Annotated in this window: 24 protein-coding genes and 1 tRNA gene; 11 read left to right on the top strand and 14 right to left on the bottom strand. The window is 40.8% G+C overall.

The annotated features are described in order from the left end of the window. Window positions 1–196 precede the first annotated feature (196 nt). From FL972_RS08305 to FL972_RS08275, 7 genes are all read right to left on the bottom strand, one after another. Window positions 197–535 (bottom strand): cysteine peptidase family C39 domain-containing protein, encoded by a 339-nt coding sequence (locus FL972_RS08305; protein WP_144604696.1) that lies wholly within the window; start codon window positions 533–535, stop codon window positions 197–199. 64 nt (window positions 536–599) lie between these two features. Continuing rightward, window positions 600–1,787 carry a hypothetical protein gene (locus FL972_RS08300; RefSeq protein ID WP_250161319.1) on the bottom strand — a complete coding sequence of 396 codons (1,188 nt, stop codon included), beginning with the start codon at window positions 1,785–1,787 and terminating at the stop codon, window positions 600–602. Window positions 1,788–2,246: 459 nt separating this feature from the next. After that, the gene (locus FL972_RS08295) at window positions 2,247–2,726 is read right to left on the bottom strand and encodes a DUF4252 domain-containing protein (protein ID WP_091652428.1); all 480 of its coding nucleotides are present in this window, start codon (window positions 2,724–2,726) and stop codon (window positions 2,247–2,249) included. A gap of 182 nt (window positions 2,727–2,908) precedes the next feature. Further along, window positions 2,909–3,442: a DUF4252 domain-containing protein gene (locus FL972_RS08290; protein WP_144604694.1), complete on the bottom strand. Its 534-nt coding sequence runs from the start codon at window positions 3,440–3,442 to the stop codon at window positions 2,909–2,911. 6 nt (window positions 3,443–3,448) lie between these two features. Further along, window positions 3,449–3,868: a hypothetical protein gene (locus FL972_RS08285; RefSeq protein ID WP_144604692.1), complete on the bottom strand. Its 420-nt coding sequence runs from the start codon at window positions 3,866–3,868 to the stop codon at window positions 3,449–3,451. Continuing rightward, complete coding sequence (locus tag FL972_RS08280) at window positions 3,865–4,323, bottom strand: RNA polymerase sigma factor (RefSeq protein WP_250161318.1); 459 nt, start codon at window positions 4,321–4,323, stop codon at window positions 3,865–3,867. Before FL972_RS08280 ends, FL972_RS08285 begins: the two co-directional genes overlap by 4 nt. A gap of 314 nt (window positions 4,324–4,637) precedes the next feature. Continuing rightward, window positions 4,638–4,713 (bottom strand) — tRNA-Phe (locus tag FL972_RS08275). A gap of 103 nt (window positions 4,714–4,816) precedes the next feature. Between FL972_RS08275 and FL972_RS08270 the strand changes: the two genes are divergently transcribed. From FL972_RS08270 to FL972_RS08255, 4 genes are all read left to right on the top strand, one after another. Further along, a complete protein-coding gene (locus tag FL972_RS08270) occupies window positions 4,817–6,151 on the top strand; it encodes a 4Fe-4S dicluster domain-containing protein (RefSeq protein WP_144604688.1) in 1,335 nt (444 codons plus the stop codon). A gap of 43 nt (window positions 6,152–6,194) precedes the next feature. Continuing rightward, window positions 6,195–6,986: a (Fe-S)-binding protein gene (locus tag FL972_RS08265; protein WP_091652411.1), complete on the top strand. Its 792-nt coding sequence runs from the start codon at window positions 6,195–6,197 to the stop codon at window positions 6,984–6,986. Between the two features lie 74 nt (window positions 6,987–7,060). After that, a complete protein-coding gene (locus FL972_RS08260; RefSeq protein ID WP_144604686.1) occupies window positions 7,061–7,549 on the top strand; it encodes a hypothetical protein in 489 nt (162 codons plus the stop codon). 37 nt (window positions 7,550–7,586) lie between these two features. Further along, a complete protein-coding gene (locus tag FL972_RS08255) occupies window positions 7,587–9,518 on the top strand; it encodes an OmpA family protein (protein WP_144604684.1) in 1,932 nt (643 codons plus the stop codon). 211 nt (window positions 9,519–9,729) lie between these two features. Here FL972_RS08255 and FL972_RS08250 read toward each other — a convergent pair whose 3' ends face one another. From FL972_RS08250 to yihA, 4 genes are all read right to left on the bottom strand, one after another. Further along, window positions 9,730–10,098, bottom strand: a complete 369-nt coding sequence (locus FL972_RS08250) for an endonuclease domain-containing protein (RefSeq protein ID WP_250161317.1) — start codon at window positions 10,096–10,098, stop codon at window positions 9,730–9,732. A 175-nt stretch (window positions 10,099–10,273) separates the two neighbouring features. Continuing rightward, on the bottom strand, window positions 10,274–10,573 hold the full coding sequence (locus FL972_RS08245) for a precorrin-8X methylmutase (RefSeq protein WP_144604680.1): 300 nt from the start codon (window positions 10,571–10,573) through the stop codon (window positions 10,274–10,276). Between the two features lie 39 nt (window positions 10,574–10,612). Continuing rightward, complete coding sequence (locus tag FL972_RS08240; protein WP_144604678.1) at window positions 10,613–11,041, bottom strand: DUF5606 family protein; 429 nt, start codon at window positions 11,039–11,041, stop codon at window positions 10,613–10,615. Between the two features lie 38 nt (window positions 11,042–11,079). After that, on the bottom strand, window positions 11,080–11,691 hold the full coding sequence (yihA, locus tag FL972_RS08235) for a ribosome biogenesis GTP-binding protein YihA/YsxC (protein ID WP_144604676.1): 612 nt from the start codon (window positions 11,689–11,691) through the stop codon (window positions 11,080–11,082). A 124-nt stretch (window positions 11,692–11,815) separates the two neighbouring features. On the opposite strand from yihA, the gene ubiE reads away from it, so the two are divergent. From ubiE to FL972_RS08200, 7 genes are all read left to right on the top strand, one after another. Then, window positions 11,816–12,538 carry a bifunctional demethylmenaquinone methyltransferase/2-methoxy-6-polyprenyl-1,4-benzoquinol methylase UbiE gene (ubiE, locus tag FL972_RS08230; RefSeq protein WP_144604674.1) on the top strand — a complete coding sequence of 241 codons (723 nt, stop codon included), beginning with the start codon at window positions 11,816–11,818 and terminating at the stop codon, window positions 12,536–12,538. Then, window positions 12,487–13,290, top strand: coding sequence for a type IX secretion/gliding motility protein PorT/SprT (gene porT / locus FL972_RS08225; RefSeq protein ID WP_144604672.1), 804 nt, complete (start codon window positions 12,487–12,489; stop codon window positions 13,288–13,290). Before ubiE ends, porT begins: the two co-directional genes overlap by 52 nt. A 59-nt stretch (window positions 13,291–13,349) precedes the next feature. Further along, the gene (locus FL972_RS08220) at window positions 13,350–14,108 is read left to right on the top strand and encodes an SDR family NAD(P)-dependent oxidoreductase (RefSeq protein WP_144604670.1); all 759 of its coding nucleotides are present in this window, start codon (window positions 13,350–13,352) and stop codon (window positions 14,106–14,108) included. Next, window positions 14,105–14,848: a M15 family metallopeptidase gene (locus tag FL972_RS08215; RefSeq protein WP_394344572.1), complete on the top strand. Its 744-nt coding sequence runs from the start codon at window positions 14,105–14,107 to the stop codon at window positions 14,846–14,848. Before FL972_RS08220 ends, FL972_RS08215 begins: the two co-directional genes overlap by 4 nt. Before the next feature lie 91 nt (window positions 14,849–14,939). Next, complete coding sequence (locus tag FL972_RS08210) at window positions 14,940–15,980, top strand: quinone-dependent dihydroorotate dehydrogenase (protein ID WP_144604668.1); 1,041 nt, start codon at window positions 14,940–14,942, stop codon at window positions 15,978–15,980. A gap of 54 nt (window positions 15,981–16,034) precedes the next feature. Further along, a complete protein-coding gene (locus FL972_RS08205) occupies window positions 16,035–18,527 on the top strand; it encodes an FtsK/SpoIIIE family DNA translocase (RefSeq protein ID WP_144604666.1) in 2,493 nt (830 codons plus the stop codon). Window positions 18,528–18,559: 32 nt separating this feature from the next. After that, window positions 18,560–19,213: a LolA family protein gene (locus FL972_RS08200; RefSeq protein ID WP_144604664.1), complete on the top strand. Its 654-nt coding sequence runs from the start codon at window positions 18,560–18,562 to the stop codon at window positions 19,211–19,213. On the opposite strand, the gene FL972_RS08195 is transcribed toward FL972_RS08200, so the two are convergent. From FL972_RS08195 to FL972_RS08185, 3 genes are read right to left on the bottom strand one after another with little or no spacing between them, the layout of a single operon-like run. Then, window positions 19,197–19,781 carry an anthranilate synthase component II gene (locus FL972_RS08195; protein WP_144604662.1) on the bottom strand — a complete coding sequence of 195 codons (585 nt, stop codon included), beginning with the start codon at window positions 19,779–19,781 and terminating at the stop codon, window positions 19,197–19,199. The two genes, FL972_RS08200 and FL972_RS08195, sit on opposite strands and share 17 nt — an antisense overlap. Next, window positions 19,762–20,319: a CvpA family protein gene (locus FL972_RS08190; RefSeq protein WP_186300059.1), complete on the bottom strand. Its 558-nt coding sequence runs from the start codon at window positions 20,317–20,319 to the stop codon at window positions 19,762–19,764. The genes FL972_RS08195 and FL972_RS08190 overlap by 20 nt, the downstream gene beginning before the upstream one ends. A 1-nt stretch (window position 20,320) precedes the next feature. Next, entirely contained in the window at window positions 20,321–20,773 is a 453-nt protein-coding gene (locus FL972_RS08185) for a GatB/YqeY domain-containing protein (RefSeq protein WP_144604658.1), read from the bottom strand. Window positions 20,774–20,799: the final 26 nt, after the last annotated feature.

Below are 20,799 nucleotides of genomic sequence, written 5' to 3'. Positions count from 1 at the left end.
GCCTTCCGCGTCGGTAGCAATTCCCTGAGTGGTGTTGTTTACAAAAACATTGGCAAAGGGAAGGGGAAGACCTGAATCCTTTTCAAGAACAAAACCACTGACTGTTTGAGCAGTAATGTTTCCAAAGGCAAAATAGAAAAAGATAAAATAGAGAGCTCTCATGGGTGGGGCAGTTTAGATAAATAGTCTAAATGTTTCAATTTTTTTTAATGAAAGAGTTGAGGAAAATTTCCTCGATATCTTTTCTGATTCGATACACTACGACAAAGTGCTGCTTATCCCAATGGACAATCAAAGGCAGAGGGGCTTGTTTAAGCTTTTCGAAACTTAACTTGGCACCTATGGTCTTAAACCCCATTGCCTCCGCCGCATCACTGAGCTTCAATAAGCTGCTTCCTTCCCGAGTCGTCTCCGATATTTCACGGATTTCTTTTAAGGAAATAAGGTTCCCATAATGCTTTGCGATTATCCGCAAGCAAGTAGGACCACAGTCTTTGGAGTCTGGTTGTTTGTAGTGGGGGAAAGAAGTGCTCAAATTAACTTATTAATGAATTCTTAATCTTAATTGAAAGAAGAAGAAGGTCTTAGATATGGATCAGCTAATTTTCTTCCACTTTTAACCCTACTCGAAACAACCTGAAATAATCCTTTTCAACTTCCTCATCAGTCTTTTCCATCATCCATAGTTGCCCATCTCGCAATAGCATGCTGCTAGGTTCTAGGTTGTCAGGAACAAAATCATTGATTACATTTCCAATGGAATCTACAATAGCTATTCGATGTGGATACTTCTTTTTCATCCTTTCGTAAAATAACTTTGATTCCTCAGGAGATTTGTTTTCAAAATTGGTTTGTGTATCAAGTTGGTCGTACCCCGGAAAATATGCTACTAGGAAGAAGTCTTGATATTTTTTAATGTTTAAAATCATCGCGGAGGTAAATCGAAGTCCAAAAAATGAAATTTCTTCAGAATATTCATCAGCACCTTTGAAATAGTTGTAATCCTTTAAATCTATGGGCAGAGCAGAATCTAATTCGAAGGGAGGAGAAGCATCAAACGTATAAATCACCGGTTCCAAACCAAATGCTACATGAATTTTTTTATTTTCTATGTGAAAAACCGGATCCCATGCATTTCGGTAAAAGTACTTTCCACTTTTAAAAATACTGCTTTTTGGAAATTTAATAATCCCCTCTCTTTCCCCTGTTGCAGGATCTAACAAGTCCAAAAGATACATTTCATCATACCTGTTCTTATTTGAATAATCATTATTCTCGGGGGAATCCTGATTGATATATACATATTTTTCTCCCATTTTTTCCATCCCATGCCCCATCAACAAAGGTGAATAATTTGGAACTTGAAAATCAATATGGTTCACTTGTGAAATCAGCCTTCCATCAAAATTGTAGGTCATGAAACCATTATAACCATTGGCCAAAAATGAATTGTCATCGACAATCCTCAAAGTAGATAATAAGGAAGAATAAGTGTCGGGGTAATCCCCTGTTTTAGAAAATGAGGAAAAAACCAAACCTTCAAAATCGGCCAAATGGATGTCTTCTGAAAACATGGAATAATTATGAACAAAAAGTATGGTCTTAGATTCAGGTTGAATATCGTGAACATTGGGATTTCCTAAAAAATCAACTTTAATACTATCCAGCTTAACTAATTCGGGAATTTCAAATGATTTTAATTCCTCAACTTTTTTGGAGGATTTACCATCAGAGTTACAGGAGAAAAGAAGAAATGAAGAAAAAAAAAGCAAATAAAAAGACCTCATAGAAATTAGACTCAAGGAATTAAAAAAAGAAGAGAATTAGCATCTCATTCTCTAAAACCATGTTAAATCTTGATTTCCCAATTTAAAAAATTAAACAATTAATTTGAACTTAATTCTTGAGATACAATTAGAATTAACATCTTATAACTATCCAATTCATTTAAGAAACTGGATTCTAATTCAATTGGATACCTCCCGGCTGATACTTCAACTTAAGCTGGGGTTTTTAGGATTTGATAAATTTATTCTGGCCAGACTGACTCATTAAGATAAAAAAAGCAAGGATTTACTCTTGCTTTTTAGATTGAACTCCACTGTCCCATATTTATTGGCTTTTCGAAAGCAGAGTATGAATATCTCGTGAACTGTGTCAATTATTCGAAAATTTAGGAAAAGGAGAAAAATTAACCCAAAACATCTACTTCCAGTCAATAGCCCCTTTCCTTCAAATAAATTTAATTATTTCCTCCCCTGCTTCATCGCCTCGGCCACCAGTTCTTGGGCAAAGGAACCTTTAAGTTCGACAACCATCAAATCGCCTTCATCTCCCCCGACCATCACTACCAAATCGGAAATGGTTTTTCCTCCTTTGGAATACACCACGATTTCACCTTTATCAGCCATCTCCATCAATAATTCATAGCGTTCTTTCTCTAATCCTTTTTTGAGCGCTTTGAATTCAACTCCACTCCGATCCGATTGCTCAGGTAGCTTGAAAAAATTCAGCTTCTCAATGGATTTGGCTACAGTAGCCATATCATCTTCGTCAATATCAATTTTGAAACCCTCCGCAAAATTCAGGAAGTTTCCACCCAACTCCATGTTGAAGAAATCCTCATGTCCCTTGTATTTTTCTTTCAATGCTGCGACACTTTTACTTTGAGCATTTGCAGCCAAGGCAAATCCCGCCAAGGCAATTACTAAAAACAGCTTTTTCATTTTATGTAGGTTTAGTTTATTGATTTATTAAAGTCATTTAGAAAATTGCAGCCAGGCAGAAAGATTAAGGAATAATTGTATTTCAAAATCCCCCTACCCTCCTTTTAAAAGGGGAATTCCTTAAGAATACCCACCAATTCCTTCTTCTATTTAAGTCTGCTGAAAATTGCGGTTAATCCTTATTACTTTTTTCCTTTCGGGCCTTTTCCGTACTGATCCATGCCGGGGAGATTGGTTTGATCAGCCAACATATTCAGATCTTCATAAGTAAAACTTCCCAGCAAGGAAATCATAGAAAATTCCTTCCCCTCTCCTGAAATCATCAAGAGCTCCCGGATCAAACCTCCTTCTTCCCGAATCATAAATTTTAGGCTGGAACCCTTTTCCTGTACATCCATTAACTCTTCATACTTATTCCTGGTCAATGTGCCCATCGCCTCCTTGTAGTAAGATTTTCCATCTACTTCATCCGAAGAAAGAATTCTGATACCCTTGATTTTTTGAAGCAGTATGCCAAGCTCCTTGGAGTCTTTTTCATCTGCATTGCTTTTCAAAAACCCTCCGGCCATCTGCATCATTTTAGGAGATATATAAACACGGCTGAACCGATCATCATCCATATATTTGGCAAAAAACCGCTGAATCGCATCTTCCTGAGCCTGCACCTTAAATACAAAGCACATGAGAAGAAAAGGAATGAGTAGTTGCTTTTTCATAACTTATTATTCTTCTGTTTTAAATAAATCTTCCGGCGCGGACAAATACTTTAAATCATTCATTTTTGACATTTTCTCCTGACCCTTGGATAAATTCTGCTGAATTAATGTGAGTGCTGCCACCACTTCCCGATAAGCCTGCTCCTCCTGCTGTCTTTCGTAAGCTCTCCAGCCTACATAAGATCCCAGTAGAATTGCGACCGATGCCGCCCAATTCAACCAGGCCAGGCTTCTCCCCTTAACCCTTTTTGGAATTTTCACCCGGACAGGCTCCTCTTGCTTCATTTCATCCAAAAGCCCAAACAGCTGCTTTTCGGACTCAAAACCTTCCACTCTACTCAATAGGAATTTGAGTTCTGCTTCTTCTTCCACACTGCTCGAAGCTTCCCAGTATTTATCCAGAAGCTCTTTGATTCGCTCGTTCATTTGATTGATGCCTGTTTGGTTAATTGTTCCCGAATACTCTTCCTAGCTCGATGTAAGTTCACTTTGACTTGTTCTATGGAAATTTCCAGATATTCGGCGATTTCATCATAGCTCAAACCTTCCACTTCTCTCAGCTGGAAAACTTCCTGCTGCTTGGTCGTCAGATTTTTCATCAGGGAGAAAATCTTCGGAACTCGTTGGTCTATTTCCTCCCCTTCACTTTCTTGGAAAATCAATTCCGCCTCATCTTCTAAAGCATGAAGCTTAGCTGATTTTCTGAAATGCATCAAAGCCTCATTTTTCAAGCTCTTCACCAGCCAGCCATTTAGATTGGGATGATTTGCCAATTCGTTTTGCCTTAGAAAAGAACGCTCGAAAACATTTTGAAGAAGGTCCTCTGCCAAGGATTTATCCTTTACCCAAAGGAAAACCAAGCGGTATAACGCGCTTTTCATAGGCCAGATATGTCCTTCAAAAAATGAATTCATTCAGGTAGATGATGCAGATGGATTCCGAATGTTACACTTTTTTGAAAAAAATTTGGAAACAATCCGAAAAAACAGGAAACCCGAATCATTATTAACAGTTTCCTTTTCAGTTCGTTAGGGTATGGTAAAGCGCCGAAAAGATTTTAGATTTATTTTAAATTATTTCAAAAAATAGTATGCATGCAGACTATTTCTTACTTTGCATTAATGAAATTGTCAAAAAAAGAGAGCGGAATAAGATCCAAAAGGGCAAAAAAAAATCCCGACCACATGGGCCGGGATGGTGGTGATGAGTGGATTCGAACCACCGACTCACGGATTTTCAGTCCGATGCTCTACCAACTGAGCTACATCACCGTTTTGTAAAGTGATGCAAAGGTAGGTATTTGACTTTTCGATACAAATCATTTGAAAAAAAAATTATTCAAGTAAACCCAAACAAAACGCTAATCTCATCAATATGAGCTTTTTACCTCAAATCGCTTTTTTGGTCATTTTAGGAGTAGCAGGCTTCATTTTAGCCAAAAGGATCAAATTTCTGAAAAGAAACATCCTTTTGGGGAAGGCCGAAACCCGAAATGATCAAACCGACACTCGCTGGAAGACCATGCTTTTGGTAGCTTTTGGACAACAGAAAATGTTCAAACGTCTAATTCCCGCTTTTCTCCACCTATTAATTTATGTGGGATTCATTGTCATCAATTTGGAAGTACTGGAATTTGTTCTGGACGGAATCCTTGGAACTCACAGACTCTTTGCACCGGCATTAGGCTCTGTCTATACAGTTGCTATGAATATCTTTGAATTCCTCGCCGTTGCAGTCTTGATCTCTTGCGTGGCTTTTCTCTGGAGAAGAAATGTCAGCAAAGTACCCCGCTTCAGCAAGCCCGAAATGAAGGGTTGGCCGAGCTTGGACGCTAATTTGATTTTGGTTATTGAAATTGTCCTGATGTGTGCCATTCTCACCATGAATGCTACCGATCAGATTCTGGCCAATCGTGGAGATGAGCATTATACCATTTTGGGCACCCTGTTTTTCAGCAGTTTGATCCAGCCAATTTTTGAAGGCATGTCCACTGGTAGCTTGGTTGTGATAGAGCGCTTCGCCTGGTGGTTCCACATTGCTGGAATTCTTGCATTCGCCATTTATGTCACCTATTCCAAGCACCTCCACATTTTCCTTGCATTCCCAAATACTTGGTATTCGAATTTGAAGCCAAAAGGAGAGATGCCCAATATGCCAGAGGTGACCAATGAAGTTAATATGATGTTGGGAATCCCTTCGGAAACACCAGCAGATCCTCCTGCCGAAATTGGGAGATTTGGAGCCAAAGATGTCAATGACTTGACTTGGGTGAATGTATTGAATGCCTATTCCTGTACGGAGTGCGGTCGGTGTACAGCAGAGTGTCCTGCCAACCTCACTGGCAAAAAACTATCCCCGAGAAAAATCATGATGGATGTGCGTGATCGAGCAGAAGAAGTAGGTAAAAGCATAGACGCCGGCGGACCAGGTCTCGAGGATGGAAAATCCTTGCTGGGGGATTATATCACCAAAGAAGAGCTCAATGCCTGTACCTCCTGCAATGCCTGCGTGGAAGCCTGTCCTGTCAATATAGACCCGCTATCCATTATTCTCCAGATGAGAAGGTATGTGGCCATGGAAGAATCAGGCACACCTGCCCAATGGAACGCGATGTTTCAAAATATGGAAACCAGCTTTTCACCTTGGAAATTCAGCCCTCAGGATAGATTCAACTGGGCTGATTCAGTCAAAGAAGAACAAGTCAAATAATTCAGATCTTGCTTCTTTACTCTAAAATCTAAAAGTCTTAAAAATGTCTACATATCAAGTACCAACCATGGCCGAAATGGTCGGCAAAGGAGAAAGTCCAGAAATACTTTTTTGGGTAGGCTGCGCTGGATCATTTGATGATCGCTACAAGGCAGTGACTCAGGCTTTCGTCAAAATATTAAATAAAGTAGGTGTTTCTTTCGCGGTATTAGGCCCGGAAGAAGCCTGTACCGGAGACCCGGCACGTAGAGCAGGAAATGAGTTTTTATTTCAAATGCAGGCCGTAGCCAATATTCAGGTAATGAATGGCTATGAGGTGAAAAAGGTGGTCACAGCATGCCCGCATTGCTTTAACACCATCAAAAACGAATATCCGGCTTTGGGCGGAAACTATGAGGTAATCCACCATTCTCAATTCCTGCAGCAACTGATCAATGAGGGGAAAGTAGTCCTTCAGGGAGGGGGAGAATTCAAAGGCAAAAAAATCACCTTTCACGACTCCTGCTATTTGGGTAGAGCCAATAATGTATACGAAGCTCCAAGAGAAGTCATCAAGGCGCTTGATGTGGAATTGGTGGAGATGAAGCGATGCCGTACCAAAGGTCTATGCTGTGGTGCAGGTGGAGCTCAGATGTTCAAGGAACCAGAGCCCGGCAAAAAAGATATCAATATCGAACGCACTGAAGAAGCTTTGGCTACCGGTGCCAATGCCATCGCAGTAGGATGCCCGTTTTGTCTAACCATGATGACTGATGGAGTCAAAAACAAAGAGAAAGAAAATGAAGTCAAAGTCTATGACTTGGCTGAGATGATTGCCAAGGACATGGGAATTTGATTGATTGATTGAATCAATTTGACCCTTTTTGCCGTTAGGTAGAAAGGGTTTTTCTTTACCTAAAATTTCGAAACATGTACGTGCCATTTGATACCCTACCGGAGAATAGCAGAGTATGGCTTTATCAGTCAGAAAGAAAATTTTCTTCGGAAGAAATAAAGTTGATTCAATCCCGTCTAAGCCATTTTTGCGAAAGTTGGAATGCGCACGGGAATCCGCTCCCCACATCTTATGAAATTCTGGATGATCAAATTCTGGTCTTGGCAGTGGATGAATCCGCTGCTGGTGCTTCAGGATGTTCCATCGACAGTTCGGTGAGAACTTTAAGAGAGCTGGAACAACAATTACGGGTGGATTTGACAAATAGCGGAAAAGTCAGCTTCAAGTCAGAAGATGGAGCCATAGAGGTTGCTCATGCGCTAAGTATAAAAAATAAAGTATTGGAGGGGGCAATTACCAGGGATACACAGGTGATCAACCCAATTCTCCAATCAAAGAAAGACCTGGAAAATATCTGGATTTCTGCAGGGAAAAGTTGGTTAAACAAATATTTTCCAAATTAATTAGTAATATTCAGCATAGAGCAGCAAAGCAAGACCCATGAAACAACGATTTTTTGGCACCTTCCTTCTAGTTTTGACCCTTCTGGGGGCCTGTAAAAGCCTTCAGGAGAAAGGAACAGAGCAATATCTTTCTGGCCAATATCAATATGCAATCGGAACTTTTTCTCAGATTTTGGAAGAAGATCCGGATAATTTAGAGGCCAATGAGATAGTTGCCGAAAGCTATCGTCTTTCTAACCGAATTGAAAATTCTGCTCCTTATTACCAAAAACTAGTAGAAGAAGATCCTTCTTTTAATCGCTATTTTTTCTTGGGGCAAAGTCTCAAAGCACAACAGAAAACAGAGGAAGCCAAAGATGCTTTTGAAAACGCCAAGGCCTACACACAAGATGAGGCTCTTTTGGCTAGGGTTCAGCGAGAATTGGAAGCGATCAAATTAGCAGAAGGGATTGCAAATTATTGGCCATACCATGAATTGGTCAATTACAGAGAACTGAATACTCCGGGACCGGATTATGCACCTATTGTCAGTGAAAACTTTTTATACTTTACCAGCGCGCGCCAAGCTTCGGGTATTTATCCAGCCACAGGCATGCCTTACACCAAGTTATTCCGAACCAGAGCCGAAGATTTGAGAGTGGATGTCAGCGGTATACGAACACTCCCTGAGTTTCCAAATGAAGAGGGTTTGAATCAAGCTGCCATCGCGATCAGTCCGGATGGAAATACCATTATATATGCTAGGGGAAACTCCACTTCTCCCAAAGACTTGCCTGAAACTGCCTTGTTTGTTTCTTATTTTAGAGGAGGAGGTTTTACACAGCCCATTTGGATGCCTGTCAATGAAGATGAGTTTTGGTGGAATTCAACTCCAGCTTTCAGTCCGGATGGCAATACCCTTTATTTTGCATCTAATCGCCCCGGAGGTTTTGGTGGCATTGATTTATACAAGGCAACCAAATTAGCCAATGGAGACTTTGGCAATGCAGTCAATCTAGGACCGAATATCAATACCCCCGGAAATGAGCTTTTCCCGAGAATGGCTCCTGATGGTAAGTTTTTCTTTGCTTCAGATGGCCATCCCTGCTATGGAAAATTGGATCTTTTTGTAGCTGAAAACGACGATAACGGAAAGCAAATCATCAAGAATTTGGGAGAAAACATCAACAGTCCAGCGGATGATTTTGGAATCTTTTTCACGAATTATCCAAAAGAGGGCTTCCTATCTTCCAACCGTGAAGGGGGAATCGGAGATGATGATATTTATTATTTTGTCGACAAAACGCCTAAGCCAAAAATTGTCAACGTTCTATTGAATGTAACTACTCAGGAAAGAGTAGCCGGACAGGCTAATCAGGTCTTGCCTCAAGCAAGGGTGGTTTTATATGATGGCAACAACAAACAACTAGGTGGTGATTTCTCCAATACCAATGGAAGAGTTAGATTCACCTTGACCCCAGAAGCAGATTATACCATCATCGCTTCGAAAAATGGGTACTTCTCCAAATCCATCCCATACACGACCAAAGGAAAAACGCCAGATCCTTCCACCTTGGTGCAGGATGTCACCAACGTAAGCTTGGATACCACTTTGGTCTTGGATCAACTGATTTTGGATAAATCCATCATCTTGGAAAATATCTATTATGACCTGGATAAAGCAGAGATTCGGGCAGATGCTGCAAAAGAATTGGATAAGTTAGTGCAGATTCTGAAAGATAATCCTAGCATCAGGATAGAGTTGAGTTCCCATACCGATGATAGAGCTTCGGATGCTTACAACTTGAACCTTTCTCAAAGAAGAGCCCAGTCAGCGGTGGATTACATCGTTTCTCAGGGTATTTCCAGAGATAGGTTGGTTGCAAAAGGATACGGAGAAACTCAGCTCATCATCCCGAATGCTCAAACCGAAGAAGAACATCAGGTGAATAGACGTACCGAGTTTAAGGTTATCGAGATCAAGGAGTAGAGGCTTTTTCGTGAAAGGAAAAGGTGTTTGTTGAAGGAAAAATAGCTTTTACTTCGAACGATAAGTAAATACCCATTTCAAAAAGGGTAAATGAGATTCTATTATTTCCCTGACTAATTAATAATCTTTAGATCTGAGACTGTCAATTTCACCTAATGCCAATTCCCCCTTACAAAGGGGGCAAGGGGGATTTTAATAGCTTAAAAACGTCTCAAAAACTCGTTCGTTCCCATCCATTTTTATCCTCCCAGTCATCTATATAGGCGTTTATTTCCTCCAATACTGATGGCATAGACCTCTTAATTTCTATGTCCAAAAATCTTAAAAAATTAAGTCCGAAACTTTCAAGCACCTCTTGCCGCTGTTTATCAGAAATCACAGAGCCCTCATCAAAATGAGATTCTCCATCTATTTCTATGACTAAATTAAGTTTTTTGCAATAGAAGTCGACTATGAATTTCGATAATGGCTTTTGTCTATTAAAACCATAACCTCTAAACTGTGAGGCACGCAGTTGCCTCCACAATAGAACTTCAGATAAAGTTGAGTGTGATCTCAATTCTCGTGAATATTCCTTCAATGATTTGGAATAGGGAATGAATCGCATAAAAAGGTCTAAAATCGATTTAAACTAAATTAATAAATATAATTTAATGATAAATCCCCCTAGCCCCCTTTATTTCTACTCTAGTCTCAAAAATAGTGCACGGTTCCAAAGGGGGAATTGCAACGTATATCACCAAAGGCAGGAATATTCAAGAATACCTCCTCCGGATTTCTACTTTCTGTTTTTGTCGGGTCCAAAGGGCATGGGCTAAATCTAAAGCTAGGTGATCCGGGTCGGATTCGTTTAAGATTTTTTTTAGCTTTTCCTCTCCTAAATCTATTCTGTAACAAACCTGTAAAAGCCGCTCAAAATCTCTGTTCAGCATTTCATGAATCGCCTTACTGATGATTTTAAGATATTCTTCCTCACTCAAGGAAACTACCTGATCAGATAGATTCAACTCCTTCCGAATTAATTCAAAGCTTTCAGAATTGATAATTTGGTCCATATACACATCAAAAAAGCCCCGCAAATGCGAGGCTATCTATTAGGATTCTTTTTCTTCTTTTTTCTCCTCAGTGTCTTCTAATACCTCTGGAGCATTGGTTCGGATAATTTTATACCAAGAAATCAATTTCTTGATATCGGAAGTATATACCCTAGCCTCATCTACATCAGGTAAAATATGCTTCATAAAAGCTCTCAATTCAGCATCATCAGGATTGGCGTCCAAACCCAAATCTCCCTGAAATTCAGCTTCTATTTTTTTCATCACGGACTCCAAAGGCTCTGCCCCCTCTTCCGTAAGGGTGTAAATTGAAATATCGCTAAGAATTGAGACTCTCTGAGCCATTCCCGCTACCATTTTTCCTTTTTTCTCATCCATACTTTCCAAGATCACTCCTGATCTGGAAGGCTTCAACACTTTGTACAATCCCGGTTTACCGGATACGGTGGCTATATCTTTAAAATTCATAGGTTATATTTTTCAGCTTGCAAATATAGAACTTGGGTCTAAATGACCTCACGGCTTTCGTATTCTTTCACCAGATCTAAGATAAATTCCTCCAAATCTTCTCTCCCCTGCCCGGTTTCGGCACTGGTAATCAGATAATCCGGAATTTCCTCAAAAATCTCTCTCATTTTTTTCAGGAATTTCTGAATATTTTGATGGGTCTTGTTTTTTGACTGCTTGTCTGCTTTGGTAAAAACGATCGCTGCAGGAACTCCATTGGTTCCACACCATAACAAAAAGTCCAAATCGATTTTTTGAGGTTCTAGCCTACTATCGATCAAAACAAAAACCCCACATAGATTTTCTCTTTTAGTGAGGTAGGTTGTGATCATGTTTTCCCAACCTTCTTTCACCTTTACATTTACTTTGGCAAATCCATAGCCTGGCAAATCCACCATATACCAACGATCATCAATTTTGAAATGATTGATTAGCTGTGTTTTTCCAGGCTTTTGGGAGGTTTTAGCCAGTCCCTTTTTTCCGGTCAACATATTGATCAGGGAGCTTTTACCCACATTGGATCTTCCGATAAAAGCTACTTCAGCCCGATCAGGCTTTGGACAATTGGAAGGATTATTATTGGAAACTATAAATTCTGCTTTTTGGATCATGACTCTAGTATTGACTGCAAAAATAAGGCTTTATTATTTAGCAAATGAATTCCATTCAAACTCAACAATTTTCAATTCCTCGGGTTTCTTGAGTAATATTGTGTCCCATTAGAAAGATTTTGTGATGTCTGTCGTCCCTTACAAAGATAAAGAAGACCCGAAAAAAGCCCAGGTGGCTGAAATGTTCAATAATATCAGTCCAAAATATGACTTGCTCAATCATGTGCTCAGTCTTGGAATTGATATTATCTGGAGAAAGAAAGCAATCAAAATGCTCAAAAAAGATCAGCCTAAACTGATTTTGGACATTGCTACAGGTACCGGAGATTTTGCGATAGAAGCATTGGCTTTGAATCCGGATAAAATCATCGGAGTGGATATTTCTGAGGGCATGCTTTCAGAAGGAAGAAAGAAAATGAAGAAACGTGGCTTCGATGATAAAATCGAAATGCAGCTGGGGGATTCTGAAGGTTTACTCTTTGAGGATAATAAGTTTGATGCTGTCATCGTTTCATTTGGAGTAAGAAACTTCGAAAATCTGGAAAAGGGTCTAGCAGATATGTATCGGGTATTGAAGCCCGGAGGGAAAACAGTGATTTTGGAATTTAGCAAGCCGAGAGCATTTCCTATGAAGCAGGCATATTCCTTTTATTCCAATACTGTCCTTCCTCAAATAGGAAAGATTGTATCCAAGGACAATTCTGCTTATACTTATCTTCCTGAATCAGTACAGGCATTTCCGGATGGACAGGATTTCCTGGCGGTATTGAAAAAAGTTGGATTTCACAGCACTTTATGCAAACCACTCACTTTTGGAATAAGCTCGATTTATGTAGGGGAAAAGTAATTTTCCTGCTCTTTCTTGCTGTTCTATTTTCTTCTGAAAAACTGTCTGCCCAAGGACTGTTTGGAATGACCAGTACTTCTGGTTCGGATGATAAGCTGGTTTCCTACGGATTTTTTCTGGCAGGTCACAACAGTATCTACCGACTGGAGTATAGCGATGCCTTTGTGAATGCATTAAATCCAGCTGCGGGGGATGTAAGAGCCATCTTCCCAAGATTTAATCCAGGTTTTTCTCTAGGATTCATCGGAATGCTGCGCTTTCATGATCAGGTACAATTACTATTCACCCCCAAAGTAGGATTTTACGAGTTTAAGACTGAAGTACATTTCTTTCCGGATAATTTTCCGGGAAATACCACACCTTCGCCAGATGAACCTGTCAATTCCACTTTTGACATACAGACTTATACTTCGGAAGCTACCCTGGTGGAATTGCCTCTGCTGTTGAAATACAAATCGGTTAGATTCAATAATACCAGAATGTATTTTCTGGGTGGCGGCAGCTATCAATTCAGAACCAAGTCTCAAGAGGAAGCAAACTTGGAGGACTTAGTTACGACTGGACAGGACTTTGCTATTGAAATGGGAATGGGATTCGAGATTTATTTCAAGTTTTTCAAATTTGCTCCTGAAATCCGCTTTTCCCATGGATTAAATAATCTGTATCAGGCCGAAAACACCAATCCAGATATACGGGATGCCCTCAGTTCTGTCCGAAGAAAAACGATCACTTTGTATCTGAATTTCCAGTAAATTCTTTCCATTATCCTCTTTGAATTTTTGTTTTTTCCCAATTCTCCTAACTTGGGAATATGGAAAGAAAAATAGCAATGATCACAGGAGCCACATCTGGAATTGGGAAAGCCTGTGCTCTTATTTTGGCAAAAAACGGCTATCATATTATTGCCACGGGTAGAAGAGCTGCTAGATTGGATGAACTCAAAAAGGAAGTTCCTTCGGGAATAGAAGTTTTGCCTTTGGTTTTTGATGTAAGAGATAAAGAAGCTGTATTTGGATTGATTGAGAATCTACCGGAAAACTGGAAAAATATAGAAATCCTAGTTAACAACGCTGGAAATGCTCATGGCTTAGACCCCATTCAATCAGGAAGTCTGGATGACTGGGATGCGATGATGGATATCAATGTGAAAGGTTTACTCTATGTATCCAAAGCGGTAATTCCAGGCATGTGTGAGCGGAAATCCGGAACAATCATCAACATTGGATCTATTGCCGGAAAAGAAGTCTACCCCAACGGAAATGTGTATTGCGGTTCCAAACATGCCGTAGACGCCATCACAAAAGGAATGAGATTGGATTTAAATCCCTTTGGCATCAAAGTAATAGGAATTCACCCAGGCTTGGTGGAAACTGAGTTTTCTGTAGTGAGATTCAAAGGAGATGAAGATCGAGCGGAGAAAGTTTACCAGGGATTTGAACCCTTAGTCGCTCAGGATATTGCCGAAATCGTAGAGTTCTGCGTAAACAGGCCATCTCATGTTGTTTTAGCGGATATTGTAGTATTACCCACAGCTCAGGCATCCTCCACTCTGGTCAATAAAAAGCTTTGAAAAAACTTATTTACATAGGAATGATGGTCATGGCGGCTTGCTCAGCACCCAAAAGTGATCAGGAAACCTTTTCTGAAAATCAAAGGCAAGAAGCTGAGGCAATCACGGCCCTTACCATGTATCCCGTTTCGGAACTGGAACAAAGGCTCATTGATCAAGGATTAGTAGACTTGCAGGAATATATCCCCGGGATCAGGGTAGAATTAAAGTATTCCACTACTGATAATTTTTTTGGGCAGGATGTCTATGGAGAATTGGATAGAGCTTACTTACAGCCTGAGGTAGCGGATCAATTGAAAAAGGCCCAAGAGCTCCTTCAAGCAGAAAATCCAGATTATACGCTTTTGGTTTATGATGGAGTCAGACCGCTATCGGTTCAGCAGATTTTATGGGATAATTTGGATAAGCCGGATAGTATTAAGCCGCTTTATGTGGCAGATCCCAAAGTTGGCAGTCTGCATAATTTTGGAGTTGCGGTGGACTTGACCATTTATGATACTAAGGCTGATTCGGCACTGGATATGGGCACAGGCTATGATTTCTTCGGCTATCCTGCCTATCCTGATCGGGAAAAACAAATGCTGGCAGAAAGAAAAATCACTCCGCAGCAAGTGGCCAATCGGGAGGTATTGCGAAAGGTGATGTTTGCCGCAGGATTTAAGGGAATTGGTTCTGAATGGTGGCACTTCAATGCCTATACCCGAAAAGAAGCAGGGGAAAAATTTGAAATTGTTCAATAAATCCAACTCCTCACTCCTGCTGAATTCCTGATTAGCTTCCCCATTTTCTAAATGGGAATATTACCTTTGCAATAGTTCAAAATTCTGCTCCGTGTACAAATCTCTGCTAAAGCCTCTGCTCTTCCTGAAGAAACCGGAAGCTGCCCATCATCTCACATTCGACCTCACCAAACTGACTTTCAACCTTCCGATTGTAAAGTCTGCTTTGAAAGCCAATTTCAGATTGGATGATCCTTTGTTGGAAAGGGAGGTTTTTGGCTTGAAATTCAAAAATCCTGTGGGATTGGCAGCTGGATTCGATAAAGATGCCAAACTGATTGATGAAATGGCCATGTTGGGTTTTGGGTTTATTGAGATTGGAACATTGACCCCAAAGCCTCAGGAAGGAAATCCTCAACCTCGATTGTTTCGGCTTCCTCAGGATGAAGCGCTCATCAACAGAATGGGCTTTAACAACGGTGGGGTACTGGAAGCTGTGGAGCGATTGAAAAAAAGAAAATCCGATGTCATCGTCGGTGGGAATATTGGCAAAAACAAGGTAACCCCGAATGAAAACGCAGTGGACGATTACTTGTATTGCCTCGATGCATTACATCCCTATGTGGATTATTTTGTGGTCAATGTCAGCTCACCCAACACCCCCAACCTTCGGGATTTACAGGAAAAGGAGCCTCTGAAAGCCTTGCTCTCAGCTGTTAAAGCCGCGAATGATTCGAAAGAAAAACCCAAACCTATCCTCCTCAAAATTGCTCCGGATTTGACAGATGGACAATTGGACGACATCATAGAAATTGTGCTGGAAACGGAAATAGACGGAGTCATCGCAACCAATACCACCATTGATCGCAGTGCTTTGAAGACCGATAAGAATCAGGTAGAAGCAATTGGTGCAGGCGGAGTCAGTGGAAAAGTTTTGAAAAACAGAAGCACTGAAGTAATCAGATACCTTAATCAGAAATCCATAGGCGCATTTCCTATCATTGGAGTTGGAGGAATTTATTCCGCAGAAGATGCAATTGAAAAATTACAGGCCGGAGCCAGCTTAGTTCAAGTGTACTCAGGCATGATTTATGAGGGACCTAGCCTGATTAAACGTATCAAAAAAGGATTATTGGCTTATTTTTCGAGGTAATTTGCCAAACTTCCTTAGGAAGCCTTATCTTAAAATCGGATTTGAATCTAATACATGGCCACCAATTCACCCAGGACCAATACTTTTCGAAAAAAAGGAGAAAACGCAAAAAAAGCAGCCTCTACTAAAAGTAAAGGACCCAAAATCTCTTTGGGAGGCTTCAAAGACTCCAAGTTTGTTTTGACCTTAGGCATCATCTTGATGTCAGCAGGTATATTTCTGTTTATCGCTTTTATCAGCTATCTGCTCAATGGACCTGCGGATCAAAGTGTAGTCATGAACAATGATTCTGAGGCTATTCGGGAATCTGCCAGAGAATCCCAAAACTGGTTGGGATTTTTAGGTGCTCAGGCAGGCCATTGGATGATCTATCGGTGGTTTGGCGTCGCAGCATTCCTATTTCCTCCCTTTCTATTCATTTTGGGTTTTAGATGGACATTTAAGCTTTCCATAATTTCTTTGACCCGCTACACCAGCTTCGCCTTATTCTTTACTTTCTGGTTGGGCTTGCTCACCGGGTATATCGTAATTTTAGTCCAGGGATACTCTTATTGGAGTTTCTTGTCCGGAGGTTTTGGGTACGAATTGGCTAAGCTTTCCTCCGATTTCTTGGGATGGGGCACTTTCATTCTAATTGGCGGAGCACTGCTGATTTTCGTAATATTCTTTTTTGATATTGATAAACTGGATTGGTTTAGTCTCAAAAATAGCGGAGATGATATTCCGTATGAGGAAGAAGAATCCGAAGACTCTGATGATTTGGCTATCAAGCCGAGTTCGAAAAATGAAGATCCATTTGCTCTGGATGAGGAGGAAGAAATCGAAGATGATGGGTCAAGCTGGACTGTCAAAGGAAATGAAGGACCTATTGAGCTTTCCACCGAAAAAACGGAAGAAGAGGATGACCTTTTCAATGTACCTCAGGTAAATCTGCTGGACGAAATCAAGGAAAAGAAATCAGAGGGAGTGGTTGAGGAAAAGCAGTTCTCTGTGACCAAGCCTGTACATGAGGAAAAGACTGCGGAAGAAGTAGAAAACCTGGATCCCTACGATCCGACCCTGGATCTGCCGAAATACAAATACCCAACCTTGGATTTGTTGAATGAATATGATCTTCAAAAAGTAACCGTTACCCGGCAGGAACTGGAAGAAAATAAAAACAAAATCGTAGAGACCTTGGAGAACTTTAAAATAGGGATTCAGGAAATCAAGGCTACGATAGGTCCTACTGTAACGCTGTATGAAATTGTACCGGAACCTGGGGTTAAAATTTCAAAGATCAAAAACCTGGAAGATGATATTGCCCTTAGCTTAGCTGCCCTAGGTATCCGTATTATCGCCCCTATCCCCGGAAAAGGTACTATCGGTATAGAAGTTCCCAACAAAAACCGGGAATTAGTGCCGGCAAGAGCTGTATTAGGCACAGAAAAATTCATGCGCTCGGACAAAGATCTGCCTATTGCCTTGGGAAAAACTATTTCCAATGAGGTATTCGTAGTGGATTTGGCGAAAATGCCTCACTTGCTAATGGCAGGTGCTACCGGACAAGGTAAGTCTGTGGGTCTGAATATGATTTTGGCTTCCCTGATTTACAAAAAGCACCCATCCCAGCTGAAGTTTGTGTTGGTGGATCCCAAAAAAGTGGAATTAACCCTCTTCAATAAAATAGAAAGGCACTTCCTGGCCAAGCTTCCAGGATCCGAAGAGGCGATTATCACGGACACCAAAAAAGTAATTTATACGCTGAATTCACTCTGCATCGAAATGGATAATCGCTACAACCTTTTGAAGGATGCCGGAGCGAGAAACCTCAAAGAGTATAATGCGAAATTTGTGGCAAGAAAACTCAACCCTGAGAAAGGACATCGTTTCATGCCTTATATCGTATTGGTTATCGATGAATTGGCCGACTTGATGATGACTGCCGGTAAAGAAATCGAGGGACCCATTGCCCGATTGGCACAATTAGCCAGAGCGATCGGAATACATTTGGTAGTGGCTACCCAAAGACCGTCCGTGAATGTAATTACCGGTATCATCAAAGCAAATTTCCCAGCCAGACTTTCCTTCCGAGTGACTTCCAAAATTGATTCCCGAACCATTCTAGACGGAGGTGGAGCAGATCAACTAATCGGTATGGGGGATATGCTGCTTTCGCAAGGATCTGAAATGATTCGATTGCAATGTGCTTTCTTGGATACTCCTGAAGTAGATGCGATTTGCGACTGGATTGGAGAGCAAAAAGGTTATTCTGATGCTTATCTCTTGCCTGAATTTGAGGGAGAGGAAAGTGAAAGTGGAGTAGGCGAAGTAGATTTTTCGGACAGGGACCCACTTTTTGACGATGCAGCCCGATTGATTGTCATGCATCAACAGGGAAGTACCTCCTTGATTCAGAGGAAACTCAAATTGGGATACAACCGTGCAGGTAGAATTGTAGACCAATTAGAGGCCGCCGGAGTAGTTGGGCCTTTTGAAGGATCCAAAGCTCGAGAAGTACTCATTCAAGATGAAGCTAGTTTGGAACAGTTATTGAATAGCTTGTAAGTACCGGTTTAGTTTCCATCGGTACAATACACATGAATAAATTAGCCCTAGTTTTAACCCTGGTTCTAAGCCTGGCCTTAGAACTCCCTACCTTTGCCCAAAAAGATCCCAAAGCCAAAACCGTATTGGATGCCATGAGCCAAAAGTTCAAAAGCATGAACGGTTTTACTGCTCAATTCGATTTTACATATCAGGATAATACGGGCTCAAGCGATAGGCAAAGTGGTGAAGTAGCCGTGAAAGGCGAACAATATCGTCTGAAGCTTCCTGAGCAGGAGATCTACAATGATGGCAGGACTGTCTGGACTTTTATCCAAGCTGACGGATACCGGGAAGTGACTATCAACGATGTCTCACAGACTGAAGGAGAATTGACCCCTTCCAATATCTATAGCATGTATCAGTCAGGCTTTGACTATAAGCTCTTAGCCGACAAGCAATATCAAGGCAAAACAGTATCTGTTGTTGAGCTCAAAGCCACCACCAACAATACACCTTTTGAGCGGGTCAAACTGATGATTGACAAAAACACCAAAGATTTGCTTGGATGGGAAATGTTTGATGGACAGGGAGGAATGTTTTCCTATACTTTCAAAAACCTTAAGCAAAACACCAATCTACCTTCCAGCTATTTTGCTTTTGATCCCAAAAAATATCCGGGAATAGAAATTATTGATTTAAGGTAATCCTCTCCGGAATCAACTTTAGCCAGGAGTAGATCAATTCCAGCCCATATTCAGTAAGCAAGGCTTCCGGATGATACTGAACTCCTACTATTGGCAAAAAGGAATGCTGAATCCCCATGATTTCTCCTGAGTTCGTTTCAAGGATAGGGATGATTTCTTGAGGCAATTGTTGAAGCTGTAGCGAATGATATCTGGTGACCTGAAAGGTTTCCGGTAGTTTTTCCAACAATTCAGGCTGCCCAACTTTATTCACGGTGTAAACCTTGCCATGAGTGGGTTTCTTATTTTTCACCAAAGAGGCCCCAAAAAACTCCCCTATAGCCTGGTGTCCCAGGCAAACACCCAAAATAGGCACTTGCTGATGATATTCATCGAGTATGCCCATCAGGTTCCCTGCCTGTTTGGGAATTCCAGGCCCAGGAGATAATATGAGTCCTTCAAATTGAATGCTTTTTAATTCAGCAAGGGACACATCATTTCTGACTACCCGAAGCTCCTCTCCTGTTTGCCGAATCAAGTCAGCCAGCATATGACTGAATGAATCAAAATTATCTATCAACAGTAACATCCTTCACCTTCTCAACCAACTTTTCAAAACTGCTTTTAGTGGACTCTACCTCAGGAAAAAAGGGGGAAACAGAATCTATTACCCCAGGAGCCCAAGGTTCGATGTATCCGATCATTTCGGAGTTTCTCTCCCATTTTTTGGGAAAATCAAAGTCAAATTCTTTGGTAAACCACAGAAAGAGACTTAGAAAAAATCCCGCTTTTACTACTCCAAAGAGCACTCCGGCAAAGGAATCAAATGTTCCTAAAATGGTCAAATCCATGACTTTTTTCAAAACCCATCCGAAAATCCGGATAAGTAGCAAACTAATCACAAAGATGATCAGGAAGCCGATGACAGGATAGGAAATATTCACCGATTCCACATTTTCACCCAGCCATGCGGCTAGTGGGTCCATAAAATAGAAACCCAGAATCACTGCAATCACAAAACCAAAAAGACCAAGGATTCCCAGCAGGAATCCTTGTTTGTATCCTTCGTAGGCGCCTAGCAACAGCACGCCTACTATGATTATATCGATGATTGAGCTACTCTCCAATTTAGCTATTTAACAATGCTTTTACTTTATCAGCAATAGCCTTGCCATCTGCCTTTCCTGTTAACTGTTTACTTGCTACTCCCATCACTTTTCCCATGTCTTTAGGGCTGGAAGCACCTGTTTGAGCGATAATTGCTTTGACTGCCTCAGTCAATTCCTCATCAGTCAATTCCTTAGGAAGGAACTCTTGAATCACCTTTAATTCGGTCATTTCAACTTCATGCAAATCAAATCTACCTTGCTGTTCATAGATATCTGCAGAGTCTTTTCTCTGTTTGGCAGCTTTGGTCAAAAGCTTCAATTCATCATCCGAAGAAATTTCTCCTTTAGCTCCGCCTTTGGTTTCTTCCAATAAAATCATCGACTTGATTGCTCGCAAGGCTGTCAATCTTCCCTTATCTTTAGCAATCATCGCTGATTTTATTTCACTTTCTATCTTCTGCTTTAAACTCATTCGTCCTAAGTTTGTGTTATACTATT

Origin of the sequence: Algoriphagus algorifonticola (genome assembly GCF_007655305.1) — a bacterium.
In the GTDB taxonomy this organism is placed as follows: domain Bacteria; phylum Bacteroidota; class Bacteroidia; order Cytophagales; family Cyclobacteriaceae; genus Algoriphagus; species Algoriphagus algorifonticola.
The sequence above is the reverse complement of the archived record's forward strand: the minus strand, read 5'-3'. Positions and strand labels throughout refer to the sequence as shown.

Bases quoted from the DNA above. Each gene is read 5' to 3' on its own strand.
- FL972_RS08280 (WP_250161318.1), bottom strand. From the start codon at position 4,323: ATGAAAAGCGCGTTATACCGCTTGGTTTTCCTTTGGGTAAAGGATAAA.
- FL972_RS08205 (WP_144604666.1), top strand. From the start codon at position 16,035: ATGGCCACCAATTCACCCAGGACCAATACTTTTCGAAAAAAAGGAGAA.
- FL972_RS08265 (WP_091652411.1), top strand. From the start codon at position 6,195: ATGTCTACATATCAAGTACCAACCATGGCCGAAATGGTCGGCAAAGGA.
- yihA (WP_144604676.1), bottom strand. From the start codon at position 11,691: ATGATCCAAAAAGCAGAATTTATAGTTTCCAATAATAATCCTTCCAAT.
- FL972_RS08295 (WP_091652428.1), bottom strand. From the start codon at position 2,726: ATGAAAAAGCTGTTTTTAGTAATTGCCTTGGCGGGATTTGCCTTGGCT.
- FL972_RS08185 (WP_144604658.1), bottom strand. From the start codon at position 20,773: ATGAGTTTAAAGCAGAAGATAGAAAGTGAAATAAAATCAGCGATGATT.
- ubiE (WP_144604674.1), top strand. From the start codon at position 11,816: ATGTCTGTCGTCCCTTACAAAGATAAAGAAGACCCGAAAAAAGCCCAG.
- porT (WP_144604672.1), top strand. From the start codon at position 12,487: ATGCAAACCACTCACTTTTGGAATAAGCTCGATTTATGTAGGGGAAAA.
- FL972_RS08300 (WP_250161319.1), bottom strand. From the start codon at position 1,787: ATGAGGTCTTTTTATTTGCTTTTTTTTTCTTCATTTCTTCTTTTCTCC.
- FL972_RS08245 (WP_144604680.1), bottom strand. From the start codon at position 10,573: ATGGACCAAATTATCAATTCTGAAAGCTTTGAATTAATTCGGAAGGAG.
- FL972_RS08290 (WP_144604694.1), bottom strand. From the start codon at position 3,442: ATGAAAAAGCAACTACTCATTCCTTTTCTTCTCATGTGCTTTGTATTT.
- FL972_RS08285 (WP_144604692.1), bottom strand. From the start codon at position 3,868: ATGAACGAGCGAATCAAAGAGCTTCTGGATAAATACTGGGAAGCTTCG.
- FL972_RS08270 (WP_144604688.1), top strand. From the start codon at position 4,817: ATGAGCTTTTTACCTCAAATCGCTTTTTTGGTCATTTTAGGAGTAGCA.
- FL972_RS08195 (WP_144604662.1), bottom strand. From the start codon at position 19,781: ATGTTACTGTTGATAGATAATTTTGATTCATTCAGTCATATGCTGGCT.
- FL972_RS08200 (WP_144604664.1), top strand. From the start codon at position 18,560: ATGAATAAATTAGCCCTAGTTTTAACCCTGGTTCTAAGCCTGGCCTTA.
- FL972_RS08255 (WP_144604684.1), top strand. From the start codon at position 7,587: ATGAAACAACGATTTTTTGGCACCTTCCTTCTAGTTTTGACCCTTCTG.
- FL972_RS08260 (WP_144604686.1), top strand. From the start codon at position 7,061: ATGTACGTGCCATTTGATACCCTACCGGAGAATAGCAGAGTATGGCTT.
- FL972_RS08220 (WP_144604670.1), top strand. From the start codon at position 13,350: ATGGAAAGAAAAATAGCAATGATCACAGGAGCCACATCTGGAATTGGG.
- FL972_RS08240 (WP_144604678.1), bottom strand. From the start codon at position 11,041: ATGAATTTTAAAGATATAGCCACCGTATCCGGTAAACCGGGATTGTAC.